The 26,384-nt window shown below is 47.9% G+C and carries 26 protein-coding genes and 2 riboswitches; of the genes, 17 read left to right on the top strand and 9 right to left on the bottom strand.

Annotation, left to right across the window (positions count from 1 at the left end):
* Positions 1-51 precede the first annotated feature (51 nt).
* Genes ASL11_RS27700 through ASL11_RS27680 form a run of 5 tightly spaced genes read left to right on the top strand, consistent with a single transcriptional unit; the run spans position 52 to position 3,875 of the window.
* On the top strand, positions 52-1,044 hold the full coding sequence (locus ASL11_RS27700; protein ID WP_056622031.1) for a helical backbone metal receptor: 993 nt from the start codon (positions 52-54) through the stop codon (positions 1,042-1,044).
* Positions 1,045-1,062: 18 nt separating this feature from the next.
* The gene (locus tag ASL11_RS27695) at positions 1,063-2,064 is read left to right on the top strand and encodes a FecCD family ABC transporter permease (RefSeq protein WP_056622029.1); all 1,002 of its coding nucleotides are present in this window, start codon (positions 1,063-1,065) and stop codon (positions 2,062-2,064) included.
* The gene (locus tag ASL11_RS27690; protein WP_056622027.1) at positions 2,057-2,845 is read left to right on the top strand and encodes an ABC transporter ATP-binding protein; all 789 of its coding nucleotides are present in this window, start codon (positions 2,057-2,059) and stop codon (positions 2,843-2,845) included. Before ASL11_RS27695 ends, ASL11_RS27690 begins: the two co-directional genes overlap by 8 nt.
* On the top strand, positions 2,845-3,354 hold the full coding sequence (locus tag ASL11_RS27685) for a HugZ family pyridoxamine 5'-phosphate oxidase (protein ID WP_056622025.1): 510 nt from the start codon (positions 2,845-2,847) through the stop codon (positions 3,352-3,354). Before ASL11_RS27690 ends, ASL11_RS27685 begins: the two co-directional genes overlap by 1 nt.
* Positions 3,355-3,386: 32 nt before the next feature.
* Positions 3,387-3,875: a DinB family protein gene (locus ASL11_RS27680; RefSeq protein ID WP_056622023.1), complete on the top strand. Its 489-nt coding sequence runs from the start codon at positions 3,387-3,389 to the stop codon at positions 3,873-3,875.
* Positions 3,876-3,924: 49 nt separating this feature from the next.
* On the opposite strand, the gene ASL11_RS27675 is transcribed toward ASL11_RS27680, so the two are convergent.
* On the bottom strand, positions 3,925-4,707 hold the full coding sequence (locus ASL11_RS27675; protein WP_056622021.1) for a lipase family protein: 783 nt from the start codon (positions 4,705-4,707) through the stop codon (positions 3,925-3,927).
* A gap of 175 nt (positions 4,708-4,882) precedes the next feature.
* On the opposite strand from ASL11_RS27675, the gene ASL11_RS27670 reads away from it, so the two are divergent.
* The 6 genes from ASL11_RS27670 to ASL11_RS27650 all read left to right on the top strand — a co-directional run bounded on the left by ASL11_RS27670 (position 4,883) and on the right by ASL11_RS27650 (position 11,158).
* Positions 4,883-6,598, top strand: coding sequence for an ABC transporter ATP-binding protein (locus ASL11_RS27670; protein WP_056622019.1), 1,716 nt, complete (start codon positions 4,883-4,885; stop codon positions 6,596-6,598).
* A 149-nt stretch (positions 6,599-6,747) separates the two neighbouring features.
* Positions 6,748-7,824: an ABC transporter permease subunit gene (locus ASL11_RS27665; protein WP_056622017.1), complete on the top strand. Its 1,077-nt coding sequence runs from the start codon at positions 6,748-6,750 to the stop codon at positions 7,822-7,824.
* Positions 7,821-8,777: an ABC transporter permease subunit gene (locus ASL11_RS27660; RefSeq protein ID WP_056622015.1), complete on the top strand. Its 957-nt coding sequence runs from the start codon at positions 7,821-7,823 to the stop codon at positions 8,775-8,777. Before ASL11_RS27665 ends, ASL11_RS27660 begins: the two co-directional genes overlap by 4 nt.
* Before the next feature lie 79 nt (positions 8,778-8,856).
* A complete protein-coding gene (locus tag ASL11_RS36785) occupies positions 8,857-9,003 on the top strand; it encodes a hypothetical protein (protein WP_157257079.1) in 147 nt (48 codons plus the stop codon).
* Positions 9,004-9,765: 762 nt separating this feature from the next.
* Positions 9,766-10,659, top strand: coding sequence for a methyltransferase domain-containing protein (locus ASL11_RS27655; protein WP_056622013.1), 894 nt, complete (start codon positions 9,766-9,768; stop codon positions 10,657-10,659).
* A gap of 49 nt (positions 10,660-10,708) precedes the next feature.
* Positions 10,709-11,158, top strand: coding sequence for a YdeI/OmpD-associated family protein (locus ASL11_RS27650; protein WP_056622010.1), 450 nt, complete (start codon positions 10,709-10,711; stop codon positions 11,156-11,158).
* 14 nt (positions 11,159-11,172) lie between these two features.
* Here the strand turns inward: ASL11_RS27650 and sugE are convergent, their stop codons facing one another.
* The 5 genes from sugE to ASL11_RS27625 all read right to left on the bottom strand — a co-directional run bounded on the left by sugE (position 11,173) and on the right by ASL11_RS27625 (position 16,285).
* The gene (sugE, locus tag ASL11_RS27645) at positions 11,173-11,493 is read right to left on the bottom strand and encodes a quaternary ammonium compound efflux SMR transporter SugE (RefSeq protein WP_056622008.1); all 321 of its coding nucleotides are present in this window, start codon (positions 11,491-11,493) and stop codon (positions 11,173-11,175) included.
* Positions 11,494-11,580: 87 nt separating this feature from the next.
* Positions 11,581-11,683, bottom strand: a riboswitch (guanidine-I (ykkC/yxkD leader).
* A 70-nt stretch (positions 11,684-11,753) separates the two neighbouring features.
* Positions 11,754-12,365 carry an MSMEG_1061 family FMN-dependent PPOX-type flavoprotein gene (locus tag ASL11_RS27640; RefSeq protein ID WP_056621999.1) on the bottom strand — a complete coding sequence of 204 codons (612 nt, stop codon included), beginning with the start codon at positions 12,363-12,365 and terminating at the stop codon, positions 11,754-11,756.
* A gap of 235 nt (positions 12,366-12,600) precedes the next feature.
* On the bottom strand, positions 12,601-13,071 hold the full coding sequence (locus ASL11_RS27635; RefSeq protein ID WP_056621996.1) for a C40 family peptidase: 471 nt from the start codon (positions 13,069-13,071) through the stop codon (positions 12,601-12,603).
* A gap of 3 nt (positions 13,072-13,074) precedes the next feature.
* Positions 13,075-13,213, bottom strand: a riboswitch (cyclic di-AMP (ydaO/yuaA leader).
* A 167-nt stretch (positions 13,214-13,380) separates the two neighbouring features.
* Entirely contained in the window at positions 13,381-14,199 is an 819-nt protein-coding gene (locus tag ASL11_RS27630) for a hypothetical protein (RefSeq protein ID WP_056621994.1), read from the bottom strand.
* A gap of 85 nt (positions 14,200-14,284) precedes the next feature.
* On the bottom strand, positions 14,285-16,285 hold the full coding sequence (locus ASL11_RS27625) for a M1 family metallopeptidase (RefSeq protein ID WP_235550598.1): 2,001 nt from the start codon (positions 16,283-16,285) through the stop codon (positions 14,285-14,287).
* Between the two features lie 304 nt (positions 16,286-16,589).
* On the opposite strand from ASL11_RS27625, the gene ASL11_RS27620 reads away from it, so the two are divergent.
* A complete protein-coding gene (locus ASL11_RS27620) occupies positions 16,590-17,081 on the top strand; it encodes a YwhD family protein (RefSeq protein WP_056621992.1) in 492 nt (163 codons plus the stop codon).
* A gap of 172 nt (positions 17,082-17,253) precedes the next feature.
* Here the strand turns inward: ASL11_RS27620 and ASL11_RS27615 are convergent, their stop codons facing one another.
* A complete protein-coding gene (locus ASL11_RS27615) occupies positions 17,254-19,368 on the bottom strand; it encodes a transglycosylase domain-containing protein (RefSeq protein WP_056621987.1) in 2,115 nt (704 codons plus the stop codon).
* A gap of 285 nt (positions 19,369-19,653) precedes the next feature.
* On the opposite strand from ASL11_RS27615, the gene speE reads away from it, so the two are divergent.
* Positions 19,654-20,481, top strand: a complete 828-nt coding sequence (gene speE, locus ASL11_RS27610; RefSeq protein ID WP_056621986.1) for a polyamine aminopropyltransferase — start codon at positions 19,654-19,656, stop codon at positions 20,479-20,481.
* Here speE and ASL11_RS27605 read toward each other — a convergent pair.
* Entirely contained in the window at positions 20,474-20,656 is a 183-nt protein-coding gene (locus ASL11_RS27605) for a hypothetical protein (protein ID WP_056621984.1), read from the bottom strand. The two genes, speE and ASL11_RS27605, sit on opposite strands and share 8 nt — an antisense overlap.
* A gap of 229 nt (positions 20,657-20,885) precedes the next feature.
* Here ASL11_RS27605 and ASL11_RS27600 point away from each other — a divergent pair, with 229 nt between their 5' ends.
* The 3 genes from ASL11_RS27600 (at position 20,886) to argS (ending at position 23,681) form a co-directional block, all read left to right on the top strand.
* A complete protein-coding gene (locus ASL11_RS27600) occupies positions 20,886-21,389 on the top strand; it encodes a DinB family protein (protein ID WP_056621982.1) in 504 nt (167 codons plus the stop codon).
* A 202-nt stretch (positions 21,390-21,591) separates the two neighbouring features.
* Positions 21,592-22,002, top strand: coding sequence for a DUF1934 domain-containing protein (locus ASL11_RS27595; protein ID WP_056621981.1), 411 nt, complete (start codon positions 21,592-21,594; stop codon positions 22,000-22,002).
* Positions 22,003-22,007: 5 nt separating this feature from the next.
* Positions 22,008-23,681 (top strand): arginine--tRNA ligase, encoded by a 1,674-nt coding sequence (gene argS / locus ASL11_RS27590; RefSeq protein WP_056621978.1) that lies wholly within the window; start codon positions 22,008-22,010, stop codon positions 23,679-23,681.
* Positions 23,682-23,802: 121 nt separating this feature from the next.
* On the opposite strand, the gene ASL11_RS27585 is transcribed toward argS, so the two are convergent.
* The gene (locus ASL11_RS27585; protein ID WP_056621976.1) at positions 23,803-24,969 is read right to left on the bottom strand and encodes a S8 family peptidase; all 1,167 of its coding nucleotides are present in this window, start codon (positions 24,967-24,969) and stop codon (positions 23,803-23,805) included.
* 673 nt (positions 24,970-25,642) lie between these two features.
* On the opposite strand from ASL11_RS27585, the gene rpoE reads away from it, so the two are divergent.
* A complete protein-coding gene (gene rpoE / locus ASL11_RS27580; RefSeq protein ID WP_056621973.1) occupies positions 25,643-26,224 on the top strand; it encodes a DNA-directed RNA polymerase subunit delta in 582 nt (193 codons plus the stop codon).
* Positions 26,225-26,384: the final 160 nt, after the last annotated feature.

The raw sequence follows: 26,384 nt of genomic DNA, 5'->3' as shown, positions 1-26,384 counted from the left end.
AATAAGAATGAAAATCATTATCAATTACATAATAGGGGGATTCAACATACTATGAAACAGGCATCCATAAAAATAGGTATGGCCGTACTTCTACTCTCCTTGACGGCTGCTTGCGGTCAAGGGACTTCAACTGAGACAGCTGCAACACCAGCAGCAAGTGCTGAAGCGAAAGCAGCCGCAACCCCAGCACCAACAGCAGCACCTAAGGTTGCGATTGATGAAGCTAAGGCGACTGAGCTTCTTGCGCAGTTCAAAACACCAAACCCTGCGAAAGTCGTTACTGTCTCTGTAGGGATCTCTGAAATTCTCAATGAGCTTGGCGTTATGCCAGTTGGTGTACCAACGACAACGAGCAAGATGCCAGCAGCTTATGCGAACGTGACGAAAATCGGCAGCTCCCATGCACCTGATTTGGAGCAAATTGCTAAGTTAACGCCTGATGTCATTGTTTCACCTGCCTCCATTAAAGATAGTCTAGAGAAGAAATTCCAACCGGCTAAACTACCCTCTGCCTACATTCCAGTAGATTCCTTAGAAGAGTTGAAGCTTTCTACAGTGGTCTTAGGTAGATTATTCAAGCAAGAAGCGAAAGCAACAGCATTACTTGAGAAAACAACAACCGAAGAAACAGCAGCACGTGAGCTTGGCAAAGGGAAAGCAGCACCGAAGGTCCTTATTCTTTTCGGATCCGCTGAGTCTCTGATGTTCATGAACGAGAACACGTTCACAGGCAGCTTGGTGAAACAACTTGGAGCTTCCAATGTAGTTTCCGATGTACTCAAGCTAAAAGAAGCGTATGTGCCTCTGAACATGGAAAGCATTGTTGCTACGAATCCGGATGTGATTTTGCTAGTAGCTCATGGCGACCCTGCAGCTGTATCCAAGAAGTTAGAAGAAGACCTGAAGAAGAACGGCTCATGGGAGAAGTTGAACGCGTTCAAGAACGGTAAATTCAAACCGCTAGATTATAATCTTTTCGGGATTGCATCCATCGTCAATGCACCTGCAGCATTCAAAGATCTAGCGCAAGTTTTGTATAAATAAGCACGGGGGAATGCATTCGTGGTCGAGAAGCAGAAAAGAAAAGTCACGTATATAGGGATCGCATGTGTGCTGCTTCTCGTAGGCACATTGCTTTCCATCGGCCTGGGCAGTGTCCGTATCTCACCAATGGATACACTCCTCACCGTATTTGGTCAGGGGAGTGAGTCCAATGTAACCATTCTGTGGGATATTCGTATCCCCAGAGTTTTTCTAGCTCTAGTAATTGGGGCTAATCTAGCAGCTTCCGGTGCATTACTCCAAGCTGTCCTGCTCAATCCGCTTGCAGATCCTGGATTGACAGGCGTTTCGAGTGGTGCAGCGGTTGCTGTATTGCTTATTTTATTGGCCTTTCCTACCTTGTACTCCTTAGTTCCGTTAGCCGCCATCATTGGAGGCTCCGTAGCTGCTATCATGGTCTATGTATGGGCATGGAGTAAAAGAACCGGCTTCGCACCAATCCGGGTTATTCTATCCGGCGTTGCCGTGAATGCCGTCTTCGGCGGAGTGATTGGACTGCTTTCTATTCTCTATAGCGACAAGCTTCCGACAGCGCTTCAATGGCTGAACGGCAGCCTATCTGGGAAGGGAATGGATAGTGTTACAACAATTCTCCCTTACTCCCTCGTGGGGTGGATAGCTGCACTTCTGTGTATTCGCCAAGCGAATATATTGCGTCTAGGCGAACAGGCAGCGCATAGCTTAGGTCAGAACCTGACGCGCATTCGTTTCACCCTATCTTTTGTTGCTGTTTACTTGGCTGCCATTTCGGTATCGACAGTGGGGCTTGTCGGATTCGTGGGACTCGTCGTCCCGCACATCGCACGCATGCTGATTGGTTCCGATTATCGCGTTATGCTGCCGCTGAGTGTCGTGCTCGGAGCACTCGTGCTGCTGATTGCAGACACGCTCGGACGCACCGTATTTGCTCCTTTAGAAATCCCCTCCGGCATTGTTATGGCGATGGTTGGGGGTCCTTATTTCCTGTATCTGATGCGAAAGGGGGAATCAGCCCGTGCTTGATGTACAGTCCTTAACGATTCGATATGGGGAAAGAACAATCGTCAACGATTTCTCGCTGGATGTGAAAGAAGGAGAAATCGTTTCGATTATCGGACCAAATGGTTCTGGGAAATCGACGATTCTCAAAGGTGTGTCCAGGCTCATTCCATGTGAGAGCGGTCGCGTGTGCATCGCACAGCAAGAGCTGCAATCGCTCAGCACGAAGCAGGTATCGCGTATCATGTGCATGTTGTGTCAATCTAACACAAGTCCAGCTGACATGACGATTGAAGAGCTTGTTGGCTATGGCCGGATGCCGCACAAGAAATGGTTTGAACGCTTTAATGGGGAAGATTACGACATCATTAACTGGGCAATGGAACAAACGGGGCTGCTCACCTACAAGGACCGTCTGGTGAACTCCTTATCTGGCGGCGAAGCACAGCGTGCTTGGATCGCCATGGCACTAGCGCAGCGTCCTAAGGTATTACTATTGGATGAGCCAACAACCTATCTGGACATCGCGCACCAATTGGATGTGCTGGAACTCGTTCGTAAGTTAAATCGCGAGCTTAACCTTACGGTGGTTATGGTTCTGCATGATTTAAATCATGCGAGTGCGTATAGCGATAACATTTGTGTGCTGAAGAATGGGCAGCGGTATCAATATGGCACACCGCAAGATGTGCTGACGAGTGATCTGCTCCGACATGTTTACGAGGTAGAAACTGACATTCAATATGGCGATCACGGTGTGGGTCCCCGCATACATATTCTAAAGAAAAGTAGGAGTGTGTCCTAATGAAACAACCAGATCTAGAAAGCAGCAAGCTGCAATATTTGAAGTTTTCCGAAGGCTTGAAAACGTTAATGCTAAGCACCGTAGATGATAAAGGTAAGCCATTCACGTCCTATGCTCCTTTTGTAAAGAAAGAGGGAAAGCTGTATATCTTTATTAGCCGGATCGCCAACCACTTCCGTTATATGGAGAGCAATCCTTCGGTTGATGTGATGTTAATTGAAGATGAAGCTTCCACAGAGAATCTATTTGCAAGACAACGTGCTCGTTTCTTATGTACGGCTGCTAATATCGGGAATGAAGATAAAGAAGATATTTTCGAACTGTTTGGTGAGCGTTTTGGGAAGCAAATGATTAATGTATTGAAAACGCTGGATTTTTCCTTATTCGAGCTTTCGACGACGGAAGGCCGCTATGTAGCTGGTTTTGGTCAAGCCTACGATATTGATTTGGCAGCGACGAAGTTTGAACATGTAGCTAGAGACGGTCATCAACCAGCTAAAACGTCCTGATAAGATCCTAAATCTCAAAGGAGTGTCTACATATGAGTTTTGAAACGGTATTGCCAATTTGGAACGCGATCCAAGGTCGTTTTCATAAAACAGTCCAAAAGCTCCCTGAAGCTGATTTGACCCTTGAATTAGGTTCAGCTTCAATTGGTTATATGCTTCGTCATAATGCTGAGGTTGAATATATGTTTGCGAACTGGTTCTTCGGTGTGAAAATTCCAGCAGGTATTAAGCTGTATACAGCAGGCGGTCCTAATGGCCCGAAGGTAAAACCTGCGTTCACCAACTTGCAAGAACTAGTCGATGATCTGACAGCTTCAAATGATTTTCTAATTGAAGCGATGCGTAACCTGCCTCATGAGGCTTGGACTGTGCCGGTTGAATCCCCTATGGGACCATCGACGCCGCTGGAAGCAGTTGGAAGATTGATGTATCACACAGGCATTCATTCTGGTCAAATTTCGTTGATTCAAAAGCATTTCCCTGTAAAAGAGAATGCGGCAGAAGCCCCAGCGCAGCATTAATAGACATATATGGTGAAAAGAGACTATGGGGACCTTCCCATAGTCTCTTTCAATTCGGGCAGAAGCCCGGCGTCTTGGCACAGAGGAGCTTCGCATATTTCGGATCGAGCTTAGCCAGCTCTGCGAAATAGCTGCTAACGGCATGATTACCAGCGAATGACCCGGTTGGAAAGTCGAGCTCCACGGCTTTTTTAACATGGATATAGTGATAGAGGTCACCCGTACGGGGCGATTTGTAAACGAGAGGCGGCAGCGAAGGAACCATATCATTGCGATTATACACGCGATAATGGGGACCTGTTTTACGATTAAATTGACCCGCGAATGTCGTATTGCCGACACGGGGCGAACCGAAAGTGTAGACCGACGGGTCTCTAAACTTTGTGTTGGTTGCCAAATCTGCTGCACATAAAGTAGCCAACGAGCCGCCGAGACTATGCCCTGTGAGGTAGAGTTGTTTGTGAGGGGATAGCTTACTCATTGCAGTTACAATTTGTTTGCGGGCGGATTCGTAAATGTCCAGAAACCCCTGGTGCACGAGACCGCCATCTTTGGCATAGGGGAAATTAGTCTGTCTAGCAATGGCATCTGAGATCCAGTCCGATGTAGTGGATGTGCCCCGAAATACAATTACTATTTGACTATCGGATTCGGCAATAAAGCCAAATAACTCACGCCCGCCAAAAGCGGAATTCGCCGCGATTGAAGTCACAATACGATAGGCAGCGGGTAAGATAACGCTTTCCGTACCTTGTTCTAGTTGTGTATAACTTTGACCGCACATCGCTGCGAGGCGAAGAGCAGTTCGCGTATCCATAGAGTTGTTGAACATGATGACATGCCTCCACAGCCAGGATAAGATATACCTATTCATATGAAAATATTGGATACATGTCCTCCGACAACTGCCTATTTGTGGAGGTTTTCAGGTATAATAGGCAATGTTGCAGCCATTACGTATGCGAGGCCACGGAGGTTGTCAACGATACGAAAGGTGGAATAGACACATGTTGAAAAGGTTTTTTTCATACTATCGACCCTACAAGCACTTATTTATTTTGGATTTCACTTGTGCGGTGGTTGCTGGGTTGCTGGAACTGGGGTTCCCGCTGGCCGTCAATCAGGTTATCGATAAATTGCTTCCTGCAGGGAATTGGGCTTGGATTATTTGGGCGTGTGTGGGGTTGTTGGCCGTCTATGTGCTGAATACACTGCTGAACTTCGTCGTTACTTATTGGGGGCACATGCTGGGGATTAACATTGAAACGGATATGCGGAAAAAGCTGTTCACTCATCTGCAGAAGCTGAGCTTCCGATTCTATGACAACAATAAAACAGGGCAGCTCATGTCGCGGATGTCGAATGATTTGCTTGAAATCGGCGAGGTCGCGCATCATGGTCCGGAGGATCTATTTATCGCTGTGATGACACTGATTGGCGCGCTGATACTTATGCTGCAAATTAATGTGAAGTTGGCGTTGCTAACGTTCGTCATTGTGCCGTTTCTTCTATGGATTGCCGTGTATTTTAATCAGAAAATGACCAAAACCTTCCGTCGCATGATGGGCGATCTCGCGGATATTAATGCAAGAGTTGAAGATAACATCGGCGGTATTCGTGTCGTACAAGCGTTCGCGAACGAAGCTCATGAGAAGAAATTGTTCGAGGTGAATAATGGCCGATTCCGATTGACGAAGCTGGCTTCTTATAAAATCATGGCGTGGAACATTTCCTTGAGCTACATCTTAATGCGTTCTGTGACGGTATTCGTACTGATCTGTGGCACATGGTTTGTTATCGATAAGCAAATTAGCTATGGCGAGTTCATTGCCTTTGTTCTATTAACGAATGTATTCTTAGGTCCAATTCAGAAAATTAATAACGTCATTGAGAGCTATCCGAAGGGGATCGCTGGCTTCAAGCGCTACGTAGAGGTCATCGACACCGAGCCGGAGGTTGCCAATCATCCGAATGCTCGGAAGGTGGATCATCTCGATGGCCAAATCAAATTCAACAACGTGTCCTTCGGGTATGGGGACGAGGCTCGTGTTTTGAATAACATCTCCCTGTCCATTCGCGCAGGGGAGACCGTTGCATTCGTCGGTCCTTCAGGCGCAGGCAAAACGACGATCTGCTCCCTGCTGCCTCGTTTCTACGATGTCAGCGAGGGCAGCATTGCCATTGACGGTCTCGATATTCGCCATATCGAGCTGGAATCGCTGCGCCGCCAAATCGGCATCGTGCAGCAGGATGTATTCCTGTTCTCTGGCACGATGCGGGAGAACATTGCGTACGGCAAGCTAGGCGCGACGGATGAGGAGATCTGGGACGCTGCGCGCCGCGCGCAGCTGCAAGGCTATATCCAGTCCCAGCCGAAGGGACTGGATACGGTGATCGGAGAGCGCGGCGTCAAGCTCTCCGGTGGGCAGAAGCAGCGCCTCGCGATTGCGCGCATGTTCTTGAAGAATCCGCCGATTCTCATCTTAGATGAGGCGACATCGGCGCTGGATACCGAGACCGAAGCGGCGATCCAGCAGTCTTTGGCGGAGCTGTCGAAGGGCCGCACGACGCTCGTCATTGCGCATCGACTCGCGACGATCAAGAACGCGGACCGCATTGTCGTTGTGACGGAAGAGGGCATCACCGAGCAAGGCGCGCATGAGGAGCTCATCGCTGTCGGCGGTGTGTACAGCCGCCTGCATCAGGCGCAGTTCAGTTCTTAAGAAGCTTTCACCTCCCTGTTAGTTAGGGGAGGTGGAGGCTTTTTCTTTTTTCTAGAGAATAGACTAGTCCTGCCCAAAACCTTCGTGATAAACTATGACCATACAATGACTATTTTACCTAAGGTGAATTATAAAAGAGGTGGCACGGAGTGAAGTCAATAGGACGATGGCTATTGCTGGGTGCGATCACGCTGATCGGTATTTTTTTGCTGAGTAATATTAGGCAAATGTTCTTATCCGTCCAGCCCGATCAGATCAAAGTGACCGTTAATTCGAGCATTAGCATGCAGAAGCTAAGTGAGATGCTGCCTGGCAGTAAGATTTTGAATGAGAAAAATGGTCTGCTAGAAGTCCCATACGGCAAGTTCTGGGAGTACCAAGGCACAGCCATGACAATCAAAGGTGTCCTGCGATCCTCGGTCATACCGCTAGAGAAGCCAATTATTTCGTGGCGCTACTATGGCTACACCGTCAAAGATCAGCTTAAGGGCTTCTTGCATGGCGATTTTGGGAAATATCGTGATCCTTATACGCGTAAGGAAGTTGCGATGACGACAGCGATTCCTAAGATGCTGCTCAAAACCTGCACCTATTTCATACCTGGCTTGCTGCTCGCTATCCTGCTCAGTATGCTAGTTGCTCTGTGGGCGTCGATATCAAGGCGAATTGGCATCGTGCTGGATGGTACTCATGCGCTGCTTGTTGGATTACCAGACTTTTTCCTGATTGTGCTGATTCAATTGGCGGCGATTTACGCGACTAAGCTCCTTGGTCACTATGTGCTGCTGATCGTTCAAGTGGGTGACAGAACGCCATTCCTTATTCCATTTCTGACGATTGCGTTGATTCCGTCGGTGACGATCTATGGGACACTGCGTGTCGCCATTGCACGTGAGCTGGGACAGGATTACGTTGTCACTGCACTAGCCAAAGGATTGACGCGACGTGAGGTGCTCTTCTCGCATGTGCTGCGAAATGTGATGGAGGATGTGTTGGCTATTTTGCCAAGAGCTACGACATTGGCCCTTGCTAGTATGGCAGTTGCGGAGGCGATTTGTGGCATTGGAGGTTTAGGTGGCTTCATCATTCTGCCGATCTACCAGGGGATTACTTCGATGTCTGCGATCTGTGTGGTGCTTGGAGTAGTTGCCATGGCTTTTCATATCCTGTATGCGCTGCTGCGGAAGCGGTTCGTGGTCCGTGCGGAGGAGGTGGCTAGACCATGAGAAAACGGCCTTCTACTGCCTTTTATATATCCATCGCAATCTTGGCGCTATTCCTGCTGGTGATGGTGTTCGGGTCCTGGTTGAAGCCGCATGGCATTTCGCCAGAGGACAAAATCAACATGATCCAATATCAAGAAGATGGGAAAACTAGGTACGCAATCCCGCCGTACGCACCCAATAGCACTTTCCTGCTTGGAACCGATCACCGTGGGTTCGACATGCTCAGCTTATTATTGAACGGATTAAAATACACATTAGGCACGGCGCTCGGTCTGACTTTGCTTCGTTTTGCGGTGGCGTTGCCTTGGGGATTAGGGAGCGGAATGACAGGCAGGGGAAGAGGGCTGCTCCGCTCTTTACAGTGGGCGGTTGCCGCAGTGCCGGCATTTATTTTCCTCTATCCTCCGCTAGCGGGGATGTATTACGGGCTAAGGCTCGACTTTGGGGCCAAAGCGGATCCACACAACAAGCTGTTGTTCAGCATCACCTTTATCATCTTAATTACACTAATTGGCATATTCCCGTTGGCACATCAGATCGCAGATCGGACACGCTATTATAGTGGCAAAATGTTTATTGAAGCATCCCGGCTCATGGGAGGTTCGTTCTGGCATCGGACGCTTCGGCACATTTTCCCTTCGATGCGTAATGAAATGATGTTCATCTTCTTAAGCGAGTTCATGCAGGTGCTATTCCTGCTGGGGCAGCTAGCCGTATTCAATATCGTGCTCGGTGGTACAGAGACGATCGGCGACGAGGAAGCCGGCTTCCAGATCACGATCAGTACCTCTGGGGAATGGCTTTCGCTGATCGCTTACGGCGCACGGTATATCCGTCTGCACCCATGGATCATACTCAGCGCCGGGACAAGCTTTGCGTTGTTATTCCTTTCATTGCAATTTTTCTTAAATCAGCTCAAGCGCCGCTATGGCGAGGAACGTCAGCTGATGTAACAGAGTCGAGCGTCCATCCGAAGGGTGGGGCTCGGCTTTTTTATTGTTCGAAGCGGGTGCCGCGCTAGGGGGAGTAGTGTTGAATCGGTTGAGGGGCTGGGCGCGTCGTTTAAATGGGGAAGTTACAGCGAATTTCACGATTTTCGAGTGCGAATCGCAATTAGCTGGAAAAAAGGTAGTTATTTTTCTCGTTCTCGGGACTTCAGCTGAAATCAGGCGGAATTAACTACATATTTTCCAGGTATTCCACTGCAGATAGGGAATTCCGTAGATTTAACTGTACGTTTTCCATCAAAACTTTAACAACGTATTCCTACCTTGCAACGATCACTCGTACAAACTAGCTAGGTTGTTTGCCCATCATCCAGCCTACTCAACACTGATCCACCTTAGCAGCTACAGTAACAATTTAATAAGTCATTCACTGAAGAAACTCCTCCCTAACTCGCTAGCAATACCAATACCAATACCAATACCAATACCAATCTCAACCTCAATCTCAACCTCAACCTCAACCTCAACCTCAATCTCAATCTCAATCTCAACTCTACCAACCTCAATCCAATCTCAATCCTATCTCAACTCACCCCATCTCCATTGGAATTATCCAGTGTAATTCTATTTTCGGGAGATGAAATAGCTGTTTCATTGGATTTATACAGTAGCCCCTCCCGAAATCAAGCTATTCAGTGCGAAATTCAAGTATTTGAGTGGATAGGTCCAATCAAAGTTATTTTTTGGATGGCGAAAACGGGAATCTACTGTATATATCCAATGGGGAGCGCGGTAGAGTCAGATTGTAAGAAAAGATGGATAGTAGATTAGTATAAGAAAGTCGGTTAATTGGCCGCTGATGCTGTTTAAGTAGAATGGTGTTTATATGAGGGAAGGGTTGGATGCCAGCGCACCCACTTTAATTACACAACATAATAAGTGTTAACATGGTACATATTATGTGTTATTATTCAATAAAAGGAGGCGACTAACCATGGAGGACAAGCAAGACAAAACGAAACGACTCTCGGTTTATTTGCCTGAGAAAGTGAAATCCGAGCTAGAAGAGATGGCGGATGCCACGGGACTATCGATGACACAGCTGATCGTCATGGCTACGCAGGGGCTGCTTGCGAATTATGCCGCGCAGGGTGGCGCGATTTTTGCGGATTTACTGTCGGCGAGACATCGTATCCTGCACGAAGTGAAGGAGAAGCAGACGCTTCTGGACAAGGAAAAGATGAGCATGCAAGCCTACTACGGCGCTCGGGCAGAGGAGTATGAACGGATTTATCACCGCGAGGATGCGGAGTATCAACAAGAATTGGCCATGCTATCTGGTATCCTGAAGAAGCAGGTGGAGGGACGCCGTGTGCTGGAAATTGCCTGCGGCACAGGCTATTGGACACACATTGCCGCAGAAACAGCGGCGCAACTTGTTGGCGTCGACATTCGCCCAGAGGTGCTGCGCATCGCGGAGTCGAAGTCATGGCCGAAGGGGAATGCGTCCTTTAAGGAAGGAGATGCGTATGAGCTCTCCGAGATAAAGGGGGAGTTCGATTACGGCCTAGCGAACTTCTGGTTCTCGCATACTCCGCGGAATCGGATCGACAGCTTTTTACAAGGCTTCCATGAACGATTGGGCAGCGGAGCGCAGGTTTTTATCGCAGATAATGTGTATGTGCCTGGCAGAGGCGGCGAGCTCATCACTCATGAGGATAGCGAAGACACCTACAAAAGACGCGAGCTAGCCGACGGCTCCAAGCATGAAATACTTAAGAACTATTTTACCTACGAAGAGTTGAATGACATTTTTCGCCCCTTGTCACAGCATTTGCGCATATTTGTGGGGGGCAGCTTCTGGTATGTGAGCTACACAATTAAATAGCTAATCAAAGGTGCTATCTTCCAGGACGAAAATAGAGGATGCCATAACCATGAGTGTAACGTTCCATACGACTGTGATGAAAGCTCAGAATAAGAATGCCACCGGGATTTCCATACCCGAAGAGGTTATGACGACGTTAGCGGGAGGCAAAAAGCCCAGCGTGTCCGTAACCCTAAACGGTTATACATATCGGACACCCATCGCAGTCATGGGTGGCGAATACCTCATCCCGCTCAGTGAAGCCCGTAGACAAGCCTCCGGCTTGAAGGCGGATGACCCCGTCGAAGTGACGTTGGCGTTGGATCTTGCCCCTCGAACGGTGGAAGTCCCAGCAGACTTACACACAGCGCTATATGAACAAGAGGGCGCCGTAGAACGCTTCGAGGCCCTCGCTTTCTCCAAGCGCAAAGAATTCGTCCGCCAAGTCGAGGACGCGAAGACACAAGAGACACGCCTGCGCCGGATTGCCAATGTGGTCACGCAGATAAGTGGCGTGTAAGCGAACAATGCTCCCTAGTGCCCTGATGTAAATTTCAGTCCGAGCACACCGACCAGAATCAAGACCATAAACAAGATGCGAACTAGGCTGATTGGTTCATCTAGAAAAAGAGTGCCAATGATAATCGCGCCAACAGCGCCGATGCCAGTCCAAGCCGCATAGGCCGTTCCGATCGGAAGAGTTTTCGTTGCTGCAGCTAAGAAATAGAAGCTAACGATCATACCTAGAATCGTCACAATTGACGGGACCAGTCGCGTAAAGCCATTGGAAAATTTCAATGAGATGGCCCATACGACCTCAAATACACCTGCAATAGCTAGAAATAACCATGCCATAATGAACACTCCTTCATGAGGGGATTTACGATGTCAGTGCCACAAAATAAACAGAGAAAAGCCCGGGAATATCGCACTGTTGCGATAGACTCCCGGGCTTTTCTCCCTCCGTGACCACAGCATATTTGCTGTGTGTTTTCCCTTGGACCAGCCGGCGGTGTAACGCCGCGGAACCCTAGAAAACGACATGCCGTAATTATAGGCTCGCTAACATGCCATGTCAAGTTACACTTTTTGGCTGCTGCCTAGTTAGCTTATCCTTATTCCTCTAGCGCAATGTTGTTCAATGCCAGATGTGCACGGAACATAGCCATAGTATCCGGCTGTTCCTGTTCGGGCACCCACGTTGCGGTATCCCATATTTTGGATAGTTTAAGGGCGCGACTGCAGTGCACGAAGCATTCCTGCACCTCGATGCCAACAGCGGCGATCGGTGATTTCCCGTTAAGCTGCATAGTCGCAAGGAGCTCTTCATCATTCGTCAGCCAAGCGCGTCCGTTGACGCGGAGCACCGTCTCGACACCAGGGATGATGAAGATAAGTCCCACCTGCGGGTTGGCCAGTAAATTATACATAGAATCTATACGACGATTTCCGAGTCTTTCCGGATAAATCAAGCGGTGATTATCGAGAACGCGAACGAAGCCTGGGCTATCGCCGCGGGGGGAAACATCACACAATCCATTCGCACCCGATGTAGATAAGAAGAATAAAGATGATTTGGCGATGAACGCTTGGGCGTGTTCGTCAATTTGATTGATTACTTTATTTTGTACCGCAGGATGAGGCTCTCCAATCATATCTCTAATTTCATCAATGGATCGAACGATGCCGGGAAATGGGGGTGATGTACGGTCTTGTATGTTGTCCATGCGTTCTTTTCCTTCCTCGAGGCCAAGGGGCCATTATTCAAAATACCAATTTATATGCGGAACATAATAATTTGGCTGTATTTCTTCATAAACACTGTGAGAAGTCCTCGAATGACGGCGTAGCCGTTTATTTTGTACGTTGTAGTATACGCCGATAGCCTCGTTCAAATGAATGAAGCCCTACAAACCGCTCTTACGAGCAAAGCTTGCAGGGCTTCATTCTGTGCCGAGAATATTACTTGGATTCAGCAGTTAGTTGATTGTAGATATCATCCCATAGAACACGTCTGGCTGATACGTACCGCTTCGCATAATAGGATTCGCTCAACTTATTCTTAACAACACCTTGATTAGTAGCGGAGTGAACGAATTCACCATTACCGAGGTACATCCCTACGTGAGAGATGCCGCTGCCATCTGTGTTGAAAAATACAAGATCGCCCTTACGAAGATCACTTTTGTCAACCCAGTAGCCTTCACCGTTTTGTGATTTGGAGCTGTGTGGAAGGTCGATGCCGAACTCGTCGAACAAGTAGGACGTGAAACCAGAGCAATCGAATCCTTTGGTTGTCGTTCCTGCCCATTTGTAAGGAGTTCCAACAAGCTCGTCTACCGCTTTATCCATATTGGATGCTGCGAAAACGCTTCCTACACTTACGCTCAAAAACAAAACAAGACTAAAAATAAGACCAACAACTTTCTTCAACTGCTTGTCTCCTTCCGGTGCCTACGAGGTTAGCTGGAGGGTTCGGTTGAAGGTTCCCTATGATCCCTGTCTTGCAAGATCAATTCACCCGGAGTGGTTCCCCCGTTTCCCCATAAACTGAGGAATTCGGCATGAAATATTTGGTTTTCTGATGCTAGTTCTTTTATTTCGTCATAAAGTTTGAATTTCCTCTTTTATGGTTACATAATAGGCAAAAAATTAAGTGCAATTATTCAAAAAATAGACAAAAAAACCCCTTTCTCAAAGAGAAGGGGAGAACGCTTAAGCTATTCGCTGTTTTGCTGGATATTAATTGGATATTTTGGCAGAAAGAAGCTGATATTGGGAAGAAATGCCCCAAATTTGGATGAAAATGTGGAAGAGAGGATACAGTTGGTAAATGATTAGGGCTACCAGTCCTGCCCATAGGTAAGTGGCCGTGATTGTGACCCCTGCCAAAAGTCCTGTGAATAGTAATAGGATAATGGCAAGTCCGATAATCGGGAGCGAGTGTCGAAAGAAAGAGAAAATGGTAGATAGGATACCCAACTTGGCCGCGATGGCGAATTGCACATGCATAAACAGAAGCTGTAGGAGAAAACCGTAGAGCATTAAACTGAGTATCCAAGGAAGAAGCTTGATAATGATCTGCTCGTAGGAGCTGCTATGCCCTAGAATATAAGTGGCTTTGGGAATAAGCCAGATGAGTGGGAAGAGCGTAAGTGCGATGCGAATCAGATACACGAGCAGGAAGGGGAGCATGAGCTCCTTCATCCCGCGAAAGAAACGATATCCCGCATTCTGGTGAGCGTGAGTGAGTGAATAGTAGACGCCGCCATTTAAGAGAGGCGTCAGCAGCATGCGAGCACATAATAGTATAGCAAGCCACCATAGATAGGAATGGCTGAGATCTGTTTTAATTAACTGAAACTGGCCCTCAGCTAGGAAAATCTGCAATGCCTGCTTGGGTTGCTCAGCGCCAGGGAACCGATGCATGAGGGGGACTAGAATACCTTGTACGAGCTTATACAGGAGAATACCCCAGCCCATCTGATATAGGAATAAAATGATCGTGGCAAAGGGCTGCGCCATGGCTGCCCGGAAGCCTGCTTTGATATAGGTGGCCAACGAGGGTTCCTCCTTAAAGTTTTCTTTAGAAAACTAGCATCGTAAGGATACGCTCAGAGTTTGTCATGAGACGTAAGCCAAGTCCTTACCAGGCGACTGAGCCAAATATGGCTTGCAGGAATTGAATAATACCGAGATTCCACCGAATTTGCCACTTCGTATTTAATTGCGTTTGATAGAAGTTGTTGATGTGCTTATTTTCGAGTATAAGTGTGTACTTAGGATCGACTCGCACCCAGTCGACAGGGGAGGCATGTGATAATTTGAAGTCAATGCTGCCTTCCTTGCCATCCCATGTTTTATCTAGCGTCGTACCATCTGCGAAGTGGAACTGAATCGGCACTTCCGGTGAGTTGCCGCCAAGCTTAATGATGCGGACCGTGCTCTCATAAGTCTCGGATCCCTTGGTACCCTGAGGTTTTACATGAACACTTTCGACCGCGTAATCCATCATCAGATTGCCATAGACATACTGATTAAAGAAGTCATCCCAATCTGTTTTACTAATCTCCTCCACGACCTGTTGGAAATCATTCGTAGACGGATGTTTAAACTGCCACTTTTGGAAATAGGATTTCATGATACGATCCATTGTCTTAGTGCCGACTTGCTGCTCAATTGCTTTGAGTACGAGCTTGCCACGCGTGTACACATTTTCAGCATATTGATCATGTCCTGTGTAAGCCCATGCATCTTTCTGAAGTCCATTTGGTGAGGTGATATAACTAGATTCGACAGGCAAATTAGGTGCATCACCGTATTCGGCTTCCATCACTTTATCCTCTGCATAAGAGGTGAAGCCTTCGTCGAGCCATGCTTCCTCGAATTCATTGCTGGCAACGAGCCCATAGAAAAATTGGTGACCGATCTCATGGACGACGACGCGTTCCAGTTCTAAGTCTGGATCTTTGTCGCTAGCTCCCCATGCGGTGACTAAGGTTGGATATTCCATGCCGCCGGCGCCATTCCCACCAGGAGGGGGGACGACGATCGAGAGGGTAGAGTACGGATACGTTCCGTACCACTGACTGTAACGGGATAGTGCTTTTTTGGCTGCATACATGTAACGATCTTTTAAATCTTGATGATTAGGATCCAGATACAGTTTAATTTTTACCCCTGGAACTTGTGGTGCAGAGAAGGGCTCTTCCACATAGACGAAATGAGGAGAGGCTGACCAGGCGAAGTCATGCACATCCTCGGCATAGAATTGGTATGTCTTCGTGCCCTTGTCCGTCACAGCAGGTTTAACAGGAAATCCAGTCGCTGCCACAATGTAATTCGCAGGCACCTGGATTTTCACATCGTACATGCCAAAATCCGCATAGAACTCGGAATTTCCGTGGTATTGGTGGAGATCCCAGCCAGGCTCAGCTCGTCCCCTAGTTCCCTTGCGCTCATAGGCAGCAACCTTCGGAAACCATTGACCAGCCATAACGAAGTCACCGACATACCCCATTCTGGCAAAAGCTGCAGGCAGCTTAACAAGGAATTCGGTTGTGATGGTTACACTTTCTCCAGGTCCAACAGGCTTGGATAACGGTATTTTGAGCAGCGTGTGGTCATCCTTATTGCCGTCATCCGGTTGTACGAATGACATCCGCTTGGTGAGATCATCACCCGTATCTGATTTCACGGAAAGCAGTTCCATACTGCCGCTACTCTCATCTTTCGCTTCGTCGTCCCGCAGCTTCCCACCAGATTCGCGCATAAATGTCGTTTTCTTCGAAGCGAACGCATTCGGATAGAGGTGAAGATACATGTCTTGTACAGGAACTGAGCCAGGATTTTCCCATGTGAGTGTTTGTTGTCCTTGGAGCTGTTGGGTTTCTGGTGTGTAGGCAACATTCATGTGATATTCGGCAATACGATAACTAAGTGGTGTTGAGGTTTCTAACGGTTTGCCATTATCTGCAGGCTGCATGTCCGGTGTCTGAACATGGGGAACATCTTTAGAGACGACAGGAACAGTCCCTCTTGGAGTGGAGGGGAGCAAGGTGTTCGTTATTAACACTGCGCCGGCAGCAAGGAGCATGACAGCAAACCACTGTACCTTGCGGCTATTGAATAGAGCATTCATATCCATGAGATTCACCCCGCCTAAACAAGCATCTACAGCATGTATATGTAGACAACCTAGGGAATATTTCTGCGAGGTGAAAGAAATGTGAGAAAACCCCAAACGAGGCAACTCAAGGATGAGCGACCGCGTTCAAGGAGGAAGGTTTTATCGCCAATTAGAAAGACGTTTTCGGCAGCCGAAAACTTATACTTTCTAATGTGGAGAGAAATGTCCAGGGGAGCCCGCCGCCACTTGTTCTACTGGGAGACTTTCGCTACAATGAAAGCATGTCGTCATATTAACCTAATGTAGAGTGGAAGGTGCCCTTATGGAAGCGGATAAGAAGAAGCTGGCCTTAAATATAGTAAGTTCGAAAGTGAATCACAAAGGCTTCGGTGCAGGAGCTATTGATCTAAGTAACGTCTCCGGCATCATTATTGATGGGGATGAAGCGTATTTGGATGAAGGAACTCTTCATGCGAAGAGTAAGATCGAGAAAGGGATTAAGTTCTCCACGAACAAGGAGGATGTCCCGAATGGCCGTAAAGCATGGATCGTGTGGGTAGCGGTTGATCGGACAGAAGAGGGCGCGTACTATGCGGGGATGTCCGCTTGCGAAATGCTAGTCGATACCGAAGCGCGCCGCGGATGGAAGATTCTTGCGGAGCACGTGAACAAAATGGACGGCGCAATGAAACGTAAATTCATCCTAGAGGGCTTGTCTGACAGTGAGCGAACAGCCCTTCGAAACTGCCTGATTGCGCACAATGAAGACTGGTGGAACCGCTCGGATCAAAGCCTCAAGGACGCACTCTCCTAAGCTTTAAGCGGCGAATATGGAGAATATGAACATTATGTGTCATCCATTGTTCCGCAATGTCGAAGCGGGTATACTATACCCTAGTGTATGTTACCTCATATACTAGGACAGCAAAAAGGCAGGACTAAGACGCGCTTAGTACTGCCTTTTTGTGTTTTTATTTAGTGGAATGTTAGTCGTTCCACCAACGTTTTAGATCGTTCCACCAAGAGCCGTTATCGCCTTTGGAACCGGCTTTTTGACCGCCTGCCGCATCTGGATTAGCAGGTTTACCTGTACAATATGTCGTGGGTTCAGTACCTGTAAGGAAAGCCTCCATTTTGGCATTCGGACAGTCTTCATTAGACAATTTGCCGCTTAGCGGATCAATGTAAACCGTCGTCACACCTTCAGGGATCGGGAACAGCTTCGGCGGAATCGCATCCAAAGTCTGTTCGGTGAAATCCGCGAAGATCGGTGAGGCGAGATGGGATTCCACCGTTGTGATATTGCGGCTCTTGTCATAGCCCACCCAGACTGCAGTGGAAAGCTCCGGCGTGAAGCCGACGAGCCAGGCATCCGTATCAGTTGTACCCGTTTTGCCGGCGATTGGCCGCTTAATCGTACTGGCTACACGGTTCCCCGTTCCACCCTCTTCGAACACGCTCTCCATGAGATTCGTCATCACGTAGGCAACAGCAGGTGGTATTACTTGCTCCTCCTTAGGTGTTGCTTCATATAAGACTCGCCCATTGGCATCCTCGATTCGCAATATCGCGGTCGTTTCATGATGCACACCCTGATTCGCAATAGAGGCAAAGGCCGAAGCCATTTCCAGCGGACTCACGGGGAAGGAGCCTAGCGCTAAGGAAGGCAGCGGCTTCATTGGCGAAGCAACCCCGAGCTTACGTGCGAAGTCTATGACCTTTTGTGGACCCACCTCGAGAATCGTGTGCACCGCATAGATATTATCTGACTTCGAAATCGCCTGCCGCATATCAATATTCCCGTTGGTATACTGGTCATTGAAATTTCTTGGCGTATATTGCTGGCGCCCTTCATCATAGGTAAATACAGTCGGTTCACTCTTGACCATGGAGACAGGTGTGAAGCCATTCATGAGTGCGACCATATACACGAATGGTTTAAAAGAAGACCCTGGCTGTCGTGTATTCGAGAGCACGCGGTTGAACTGATTTTCCGCGTAGTCGCGTCCGCCAACCATGGCTTTGATTTCACCCGTGCGCGGATCTACCGCGACCAAGGCGGCTTGCAACTCGGGCTTGCCTTCAAGCTGCTTCGTGATAACATTCTCCGCAATTTCCTGAGCATTTTTATCCAGTGTGGTATAGATGCGAATGCCGCCTTCATCGAATTGTTCTTCTGTAATGCCGAGCTTTTCCGTCGCTAGGTTACGTACATAATCCCTGAAATAAGGCGCAGCGGAAGGCTTCTTTTTCGTTAACGGCAGAATCGTTAGTTTTTCCTTGCCTGCCGCATCAGCGGCGCTTTGAGTAATAAAGCCGCTGTTCACCATCGTCTGGAGAACGACCTTTTGCCGATCCATCGCATTTTGCAAATCATAATAAGGGGAATAGTAACGCGGTCCTTTCGGCACCCCAGCGATCATTGCGCTCTCTGCTAAGGTTAACTCACTTGCATGCTTGCCGAAGAAAAGCTCAGACGCAGTCTCAATGCCGTAGGTCGAATGCCCATAATAGATTTGATTCAAATAATCAGCAAGGATATCATCTTTACTGAGCTGCATTTCCATTTGAATGGCGTACACGGTTTCTTTGATTTTACGGGTCCACGTACGATCATGAGTTAAGTATAAATTACGAGCTAACTGCTGCGTGATCGTGCCAGCTCCTTGCACCTTGGCCATCGCTTGAACATTCACAATGGCTGCGCGTGCTACCGCTTTAATATCCACGCCGAAATGATCGTAGAAATGTTGATCCTCCACGGCGAGCGTTGCATGTATTAAGTAAGGTGAGATGTCACTTAATGAAACCACCTGCCGATTTTCCCCTGAATAAAAGGTATCAATTACCTCGCCGTGTACATCATACATCTGGGAGGTTTGCATCGTTTTGGTGACGGGAAGTGTTTGGGAGCGCAAATAAACTAGAAAGGCAGCGGCCACGATGAGCATCAATAGGCTGCAGGTAAAGAAGAACGAAAAGGTCTTCTTGATTCGTCTCATCCACCGCATGGAAGCAGGAATATCATCTTTCCGTCTGGCCGATTGTGTTTCTGGTGTTTGTTGGCGTGGCTTCTCATTCGTATTCTCATTGTCGGACATGCTTCGCTTGCCTCCTTTCTCCTTGCCCAAAGGCGCTATTACCCAGTATGGAAAAGCATGGCAGTCCGTATTCAACGAATTGTAAATATTTTTTGTTAATTGGCCAAAAGATTGAGGAAAATATTGCATTTTGGGGGTAATGAACTATAATACAATTTGTGCGTGTGAGAGGACTGGGAAATACAACTCAAACTCGTATGACTTTTCCAACTGGTGGAACACTGTTAGTGATAACGAATGTCTGGAATTATTCATCCAAATAGAGAAGCGAAAGAAGGGTTACATATGGAATTATGGTACACAGAGAAACAAACCGATAGCTTCGGTATTACAGCGAAAGTCACGGAGACTTACGTCAGAGAGCAAACGGATTTCCAAGATCTTTCCATGATTGAAACCGAAGAGTGGGGCACGATGCTTACACTAGACGGCATGGTTATGACAACAGTGAGAGACGAGTTCGTTTATCACGAAATGGTTGCTCATCCAGCGCTCGTTACTCACCCGAACCCAGAATACGTACTCGTAGTAGGCGGCGGCGATGGCGGTGTAATTCGTGAAATCATGAAGCACCCGAAAGTGAAGAAAGCCGTTCTTGTTGATATCGATGGCAAAGTTATCGAGTACTCCAAGAAATACCTGCCAACAATCGCTGGCGAATTGGACAACCCGCGCGTTGAAGTTATCGTTAATGATGGTTACATGCACATCCACGATCACAAAAACACCTACGATGTCATCATGGTTGATTCCACAGAGCCTGTAGGCCCAGCTGTTGAGCTGTTCTCCAAAGGCTTCTACCAAGGCATCTTCGATGCGTTAAAAGAAGACGGAATCTTCGTGGCTCAAACGGATAACCCATGGTTCAAAGCAGATTTGATCCAAACGGTAAATCGCGACGTGAAAGAAATTTTCCCGATCGTTCGTGTATACAGTGCGAATATCCCTACGTACCCAAGTGGTTTGTGGACATTCACAATGGGCAGCAAAAAGCACGATCCTCTTCAAGTAGAAGAATCAGCAATCCCAGAATTCCCAACGAAATACTACACACCACGCTTGCACAAAGCAGCGTTCGTGCTGCCTAAATTCGTTGAAGATTTGATTAAATAAGCTGCGGTATCGGGTATCGCGGATAAATAGGATTTGAACAGAAGAGGGAGCCAATTTGTTGGCTTCCTTTTTTGCGTGTTGTCCACGGACCCAAATCCAATAACCAATAGTTACTCACTGACGCACTACGTTCAGCTGCTTTTGAGTCAAATGGCGCACTGACGTTCCCTTTCATGCCCTCGGCGCTCCCCCAACTCAACTAACCTCTGTTACGTTCCTTCAAGTAACAATTCTCCCTTAAACAAATTTCAAACACTGCCATACAGCTGTCAGTAGCACCTAGCTATACTGTAAACATAAGGACAGGACATGAATCGCACTAGCGCGAGCAGCAGCACGAGCACTAGCACTAGCACCAAGTACAAGCGAGCCTGTACCACCACTACCCCTAGGAGGTTTTATATATGTTTACAACGATTGAGAGCTTTATCCAAGAATACCAAATGGAATCGGCTACAACCCAGCAGCTGCTGGATACATTAACAGATGAGTCCCTAAACCAAATTCAAGCCGAAGGCTACCGTCCTCTTGGTTATATTGCCTGGCATCTGGTCCACGCAGAACGCGGTATGCTATACGGGACGGGGTTGAAATTCGAATCGCCCGCTGCTATAAGTGCCCCACCTGCTCAGGCAGCAGTCATTGCAGACGCGTATCGAACAACGACACAGAACATACTTAACGCGATTCGCACGCAATGGACGGACGAGAATTTGCAAGATGTTGTTACGATGTTCGGGATGCCTTGGACGATCGGCACAACACTATACAGCTTCTTGAAGCATGAAATTCACCATCGTGGTCAGTTGACGATTCTGATGCGTCAGGCAGGACTTTCGGTTATCGGCGCCTATGGACCAGCCAAAGAGCAATGGGCAGCTATCGGTAGACCAGTTCCAACGTTATAACACATGAGCCTCCAAGTCCGTTTTCTAACGGATCAGGAGGCTTTTTTCATATTGTCACAATCACGAACTCGTCTCCTAGCCGTTCAATCCCCCTCCATGCATTGAATTTACTTATCCTTTCATATAAACTATTAGCTAACATGCCTACGTTGTGACACGAGTTGTCATTCGTAGCAACAGAAGAAGAGGGGATTATCGAATCATGACGGACAAGCAGCGGGTGCGGATTCGAATCGAAAGTCGAAGCGGGAGTGAGACCACGGTGCAGAAGGCGCGCGGGGATCTTTATCGCAAAGGCGATCATACCTATATCCGCTATGAAGAAGAGCCGAACGAGCTTGGACGGACCGTGACGATCATTAAGCTCGAAGACAATCAGATCCGTATTATTCGCCAAGGGGATGTACAGGCGGAGCAAACCTTCGTTCCTGGAGAGAAGCGGACGGGCTTTTATCACACACCACAGCTCCGAATGGAACTGGAAATTGAGACGCACAAGCTGACTTCGGAAGCCATCCATGGGATTGGTATTACGAGGTGGAGCTATGATCTATATGCATCAGGCACACATACAGGAGCCTATCGAATCAAGTTGTTAATTCAGGAGGAGTAAGACAAATGGATGTTCTTAACGAAGTGAAAGCGAAAGTGAAGCAAGCAATTAAAGAGGCTGTTCTAGCGGCGGGTATCGTCTCCGAAGAGCAGTTGCCAGAAATCATTCTGGAAGTACCGAAAGAGAAGACACATGGCGATTTCGCGACGAATGTAGCGATGCAGCTGACGCGTATTGCGAAGCAGAATCCGAGACAAATTGCCGAGCAAATCATCGCCAACCTGAATAAGGATGCAGCGAGTATTGCGCAAGCGGAAATTGCGGGCCCGGGCTTTATCAATTTTAAAATGAATCAAGTCTACCTCTACCCGGTGATTGCTGATGTGGCGAAGCTTGGTGAACGCTATGGAGAATCAAACGTAGGACAAGGGCTCAAAGTGCAAGTAGAGTTCGTTAGCGCGAATCCTACAGGTTCCCTCCACTTGGGACATGCCCGTGGCGCAGCCGTAGGCGACGTGCTATGTAACGTACTGGATCTTGCTGGCTACAACGTATCTCGTGAATACTACATCAATGATGCGGGTAATCAAGTCGTCAATTTGGCAAAATCCATTGAAGCACGTTATCTACAAGCGCTTGGTCAAGAAGCAGAAATGCCAGAGGATGGCTACTTTGGTGAAGATATCAAAGGCTTTGCAACGGAACTTGCAGCTACAGAAGGCGACCGTCTACTGAGTTTGTCGGATGAAGAGCGTCGTGCTTATTTCCGTACGTATGGACTTGAGAAAGAGCTCGATAAAATCAAACGCGACTTAGGCCGCTTTGGTGTTCATTTTGACCATTGGTTCTCCGAGACGTCCATCTATGAAGACAACCTTATCCCGCCTGTGCTTCAAGAGCTGCGAGATAATGGTCATATCTATGAAGAAGAGGGCGCAACGTGGTTGAATACGACGCCGCTTGGGGATGACAAGAACCGTGTTCTGATTAAGAACGACGGATCCTTCACCTACCTTACGCCAGATATCGCTTATCACCGTAATAAATTCGGACGCGGCTACGACCGCTTAATTAATATTTGGGGAGCTGATCACCATGGCTACATTCCGCGGATGAAGGCGGCTATGACAGCTCTTGGCTTTGAAGCAGACCGTCTTGTCGTGCTGATCGCCCAAATGGTGAGCCTATTCCAGAATGGTGAAAAGGTCAAAATGTCCAAACGTACCGGCAAAGCCGTTACGATGGAAGACTTGATGGACGAAGTCGGTGTGGACCCGATTCGTTATTTCTTCGCTATGCGGAGTATGGACTCGCATTTGGATTTTGACATGGACTTGGCCGTTTCCCAGTCCAATGAAAACCCCGTGTTCTATGTGCAATATGCCCACGCACGGATTTGCAGCATCTTCCGCCAGGCGGAAGAGCAAGGAGTTCAAGTGCTTCCACTGGAACAAGTGGACCTGTCCCAGCTGTCTTCGGAAGCCGAGTTCGACTTGCTGCGCAAGATCGGCGAGCTTCCGGAAGAGATCGCCATTGCGGCTGAGCAGTATGCGCCGCACCGCTTGATCCGCTATGTGTACGAACTGGCAAGCCAGTTCCATAGCTACTATAGAGGCCACTACGTCATTACAGATGACGCAGCCTTGACCCAAGCACGCCTCGCCTTGCTCGGCGCGCTGCGCACGACCCTAGCCAACACGCTTCGCATGGTTGGCGTATCCGCCCCTGAGCGGATGTAACACCCGCTCAAACAAAGAAGAAGCTCCCCTTGACCACTGGTCAAAAGGGGAGCTTCTTCTTTTTCTAAGCGCAGGAGGTACGCTCTGCGCTTAAACTGGCTAGGCGCTGCGGCAGCGCCAGCTATTCTTGCCCCGCCGCGCGGATCGCCCGCTGGGCGTTCAATTGCCCGGGCTGCCACCGGGCGTTCGGGCGCTTGCTCAGCGGGAACGCGCAGCGGCGCAGCGCGTTTTTGATCTGCTGCGGCGACATGGCGCGCATGGCAAGCATTAAGGCGATAACGCCGCTTACATGCGCCGTCGCCATCGACGTGCCGCTGAGCTCGTTATATTTGCCGCCGATCCAAGCCGAATACACGCGCTCACCAGGCGCATAGATGTCGATTTGTGCTCCGCGATTGCTGAAAGGAGCAATCCGCCCTGTTCGAGTTGTGGCGCCTACGGAGACAACGTGGGGAAACCGAGCAGGGTAATCAATGGTTTTCTTCCGGCCATCATTACCAGAGGAGGCTACAATAACCTTCCCTCGGTAGTAAGCGTTCAAAACCGCTTGCTCCAGAGCAGGATTGTACGTCTTCATACCGAAACTCATATTAATAATATCAAGGTCGTTTTGGACGCACCAATCTATACCGGCGATAATATCAGATACATAGGCGCTTCCATTTTGATCAAAAGCTTTAACGGGATGAATAATCGCTCGGGGAGCTACACCAATAATACCGGAATTACGGCCTGTTGCCGCGATGGTGCCCGCGATGTGTGTGCCATGCCCGTTATCATCATGGGGCATGAGCCTGCGATTTAATAAGTTGATGCCATGGGAGATCGAGTTTTGCAAATCAGGGTGCTTATAGTCGATACCAGTATCGATGACGCCGATGTGAATATTTTTTCCGACAGATTTGCTCCAGATCTCAGGAGCACCGATTTGATCAACTCCCCAAGGAATGGTGCGTGTACGTGAGTTGGATAGAATAGTAGCTCGTTTCGGTACAGTCTTTCTACCTTTAAGTTTATTTATGATTAATTTCGTATCCGCTTCGATACGTGTGGTGCTTGAAAAGCTTCTGAGTTTTGTATCCGGACACAATGTACAAGAAAAGGCGTAGATAATGTCTAGAGGCAGAACCAGGGATAGTCTGGGGAGTTCAGACGTCAAGCGTAGGAGCTCTGATTTGCAGGCAAAGTAATCTGTCTTTGAGGTGAAATGGATAAGGTGCTTTCTAGCTGTTTGTTTAGTAAGACCTAGATCTTCATGAAGCAGATGAAGAAAGGTGGCTGTATCCATCGTGCCATCCCCCCGTTACAGCATATAATCATTATCTCCCCTATCTTATGTACAGGTCATCGTACTTGACCGTGTCATCGCCTTTATAGAGGTTGTCAAAAAGTCCAATTTTGATCACGAAGTAGTCCAAGATGCGTATTCGACATCAAATATTGAATTCAGCCGGAAATTCCGGTGCTCACGTAGCTTTTACTACGTTCCGCTCCTCATTCCCTAGCTTCTTTCAATCTTCTCGGTGCTGAAATACAGACTTTTTAAAACGCACTTATAGAAATAAATGGGTGCAGGGCCGTGTCAGATGCGTAGGTTCAACATAGGATACATAGAGAGGCGCGGGCAGGAGTGTCTCTTTCTCAGGTAGTGGAAACGACTGCTGTTCATCAGCAAGCGGTTCCTTTGGGTACAGTCGCAGGCGAAGGGGGACCTTCGCCTGTATTCCTTTTTATGGGGTGTTTTTAGATACTAGGCAGCCGTTTAGTGTGAAATATAGAATTTAGATGTTTTACATACGAATTCGCCTATATTTTTGGATAAACGCATCCGTCCAAGCCGGCCGGAATAGACGTTTATTGTGGGGTAGTTGCAATTTTAGAAAAAATAGGTTTTACTTAATGGAGATATTGGTTATGGTAGATAACGTAGTCAAGAAATGATCGAAAAGGATGTGCCTTAGATGAGCAGCGAATATACACTCAAAATCACCACAGAGCAAGCACGCGAAATGCCCATGGTGGATTTGGCGTTCGAATTGCTGAAGTCGGCGAATACGCCGTTTTACTACCGAGAACTTATGGCTGAAATTGCTAAAATAAAAGGGCTTTCTGAAGATAATGTCATGAATGTGATTGCCCAACTATATACGGAAATCAACATCGATGGTCGTTTTGCTTGTGTAGGTACGAACCTATGGGGCTTGAAGCGTTGGTATCCAGTTGAGAAATCCGACGATGCGGTTGGGAATGCGAAGCGTCCTAGAATTATCAACGATGAAGATGATGATCTGGATGAAGACGTCTATGCGGAAGAAGAAGATACATACGCAGAAGAAGACGAGTACGATGCATTTGGTACCGAAACCGAAGAGGAAGAAGAAGCGGAAGAGGATACTGAATTCTTCGAAGATGAAGAAATCGAAGAGGATCTCGGCGAAGCGGGTATTGAAGAGAGCGATGATACTGAGGATGACGCAGATGATTTGGATTCCGATGAGGATGAAGAAGATTTGGATGAAGACGACGAAGACGACGACAAATAACTTGTCTTGACAGTCCCTATACGTTCAGAGTAAACTATTGCATGGGCTTTAAAAGAATCTTAACAATTCGCGCATGCGTTCAAAAAGTGCCCCGTCACTACGGGTGTCACTTTTTTTGTTTTTTTGCGCTTTTTTTTTGTGATTTGTTCATGAAAACACT

The sequence above is a fragment of the Paenibacillus sp. Soil750 genome, from assembly GCF_001428045.1.
Taxonomy (GTDB): domain Bacteria; phylum Bacillota; class Bacilli; order Paenibacillales; family NBRC-103111; genus Paenibacillus_E; species Paenibacillus_E allorhizoplanae.
Note: the sequence above shows the minus strand (reverse complement) of the source record. Positions and strands in the feature narration are given on the sequence as shown.

Bases quoted from the DNA above. Each gene is read 5' to 3' on its own strand.
- rpoE (WP_056621973.1), top strand. From the start codon at position 25,643: ATGAGCAGCGAATATACACTCAAAATCACCACAGAGCAAGCACGCGAA.
- ASL11_RS27650 (WP_056622010.1), top strand. From the start codon at position 10,709: ATGAGTGTAACGTTCCATACGACTGTGATGAAAGCTCAGAATAAGAAT.
- speE (WP_056621986.1), top strand. From the start codon at position 19,654: ATGGAATTATGGTACACAGAGAAACAAACCGATAGCTTCGGTATTACA.
- ASL11_RS27655 (WP_056622013.1), top strand. From the start codon at position 9,766: ATGGAGGACAAGCAAGACAAAACGAAACGACTCTCGGTTTATTTGCCT.
- ASL11_RS27620 (WP_056621992.1), top strand. From the start codon at position 16,590: ATGGAAGCGGATAAGAAGAAGCTGGCCTTAAATATAGTAAGTTCGAAA.
- ASL11_RS27685 (WP_056622025.1), top strand. From the start codon at position 2,845: ATGAAACAACCAGATCTAGAAAGCAGCAAGCTGCAATATTTGAAGTTT.
- ASL11_RS27660 (WP_056622015.1), top strand. From the start codon at position 7,821: ATGAGAAAACGGCCTTCTACTGCCTTTTATATATCCATCGCAATCTTG.
- ASL11_RS27700 (WP_056622031.1), top strand. From the start codon at position 52: ATGAAACAGGCATCCATAAAAATAGGTATGGCCGTACTTCTACTCTCC.
- ASL11_RS27640 (WP_056621999.1), bottom strand. From the start codon at position 12,365: ATGGACAACATACAAGACCGTACATCACCCCCATTTCCCGGCATCGTT.
- ASL11_RS27585 (WP_056621976.1), bottom strand. From the start codon at position 24,969: ATGGATACAGCCACCTTTCTTCATCTGCTTCATGAAGATCTAGGTCTT.
- ASL11_RS27595 (WP_056621981.1), top strand. From the start codon at position 21,592: ATGACGGACAAGCAGCGGGTGCGGATTCGAATCGAAAGTCGAAGCGGG.
- ASL11_RS27600 (WP_056621982.1), top strand. From the start codon at position 20,886: ATGTTTACAACGATTGAGAGCTTTATCCAAGAATACCAAATGGAATCG.
- ASL11_RS27675 (WP_056622021.1), bottom strand. From the start codon at position 4,707: ATGTTCAACAACTCTATGGATACGCGAACTGCTCTTCGCCTCGCAGCG.
- ASL11_RS27605 (WP_056621984.1), bottom strand. From the start codon at position 20,656: ATGAAAGGGAACGTCAGTGCGCCATTTGACTCAAAAGCAGCTGAACGT.
- ASL11_RS27615 (WP_056621987.1), bottom strand. From the start codon at position 19,368: ATGTCCGACAATGAGAATACGAATGAGAAGCCACGCCAACAAACACCA.
- ASL11_RS27670 (WP_056622019.1), top strand. From the start codon at position 4,883: ATGTTGAAAAGGTTTTTTTCATACTATCGACCCTACAAGCACTTATTT.
- ASL11_RS27625 (WP_235550598.1), bottom strand. From the start codon at position 16,285: ATGGATATGAATGCTCTATTCAATAGCCGCAAGGTACAGTGGTTTGCT.
- ASL11_RS27680 (WP_056622023.1), top strand. From the start codon at position 3,387: ATGAGTTTTGAAACGGTATTGCCAATTTGGAACGCGATCCAAGGTCGT.
- sugE (WP_056622008.1), bottom strand. From the start codon at position 11,493: ATGGCATGGTTATTTCTAGCTATTGCAGGTGTATTTGAGGTCGTATGG.
- argS (WP_056621978.1), top strand. From the start codon at position 22,008: ATGGATGTTCTTAACGAAGTGAAAGCGAAAGTGAAGCAAGCAATTAAA.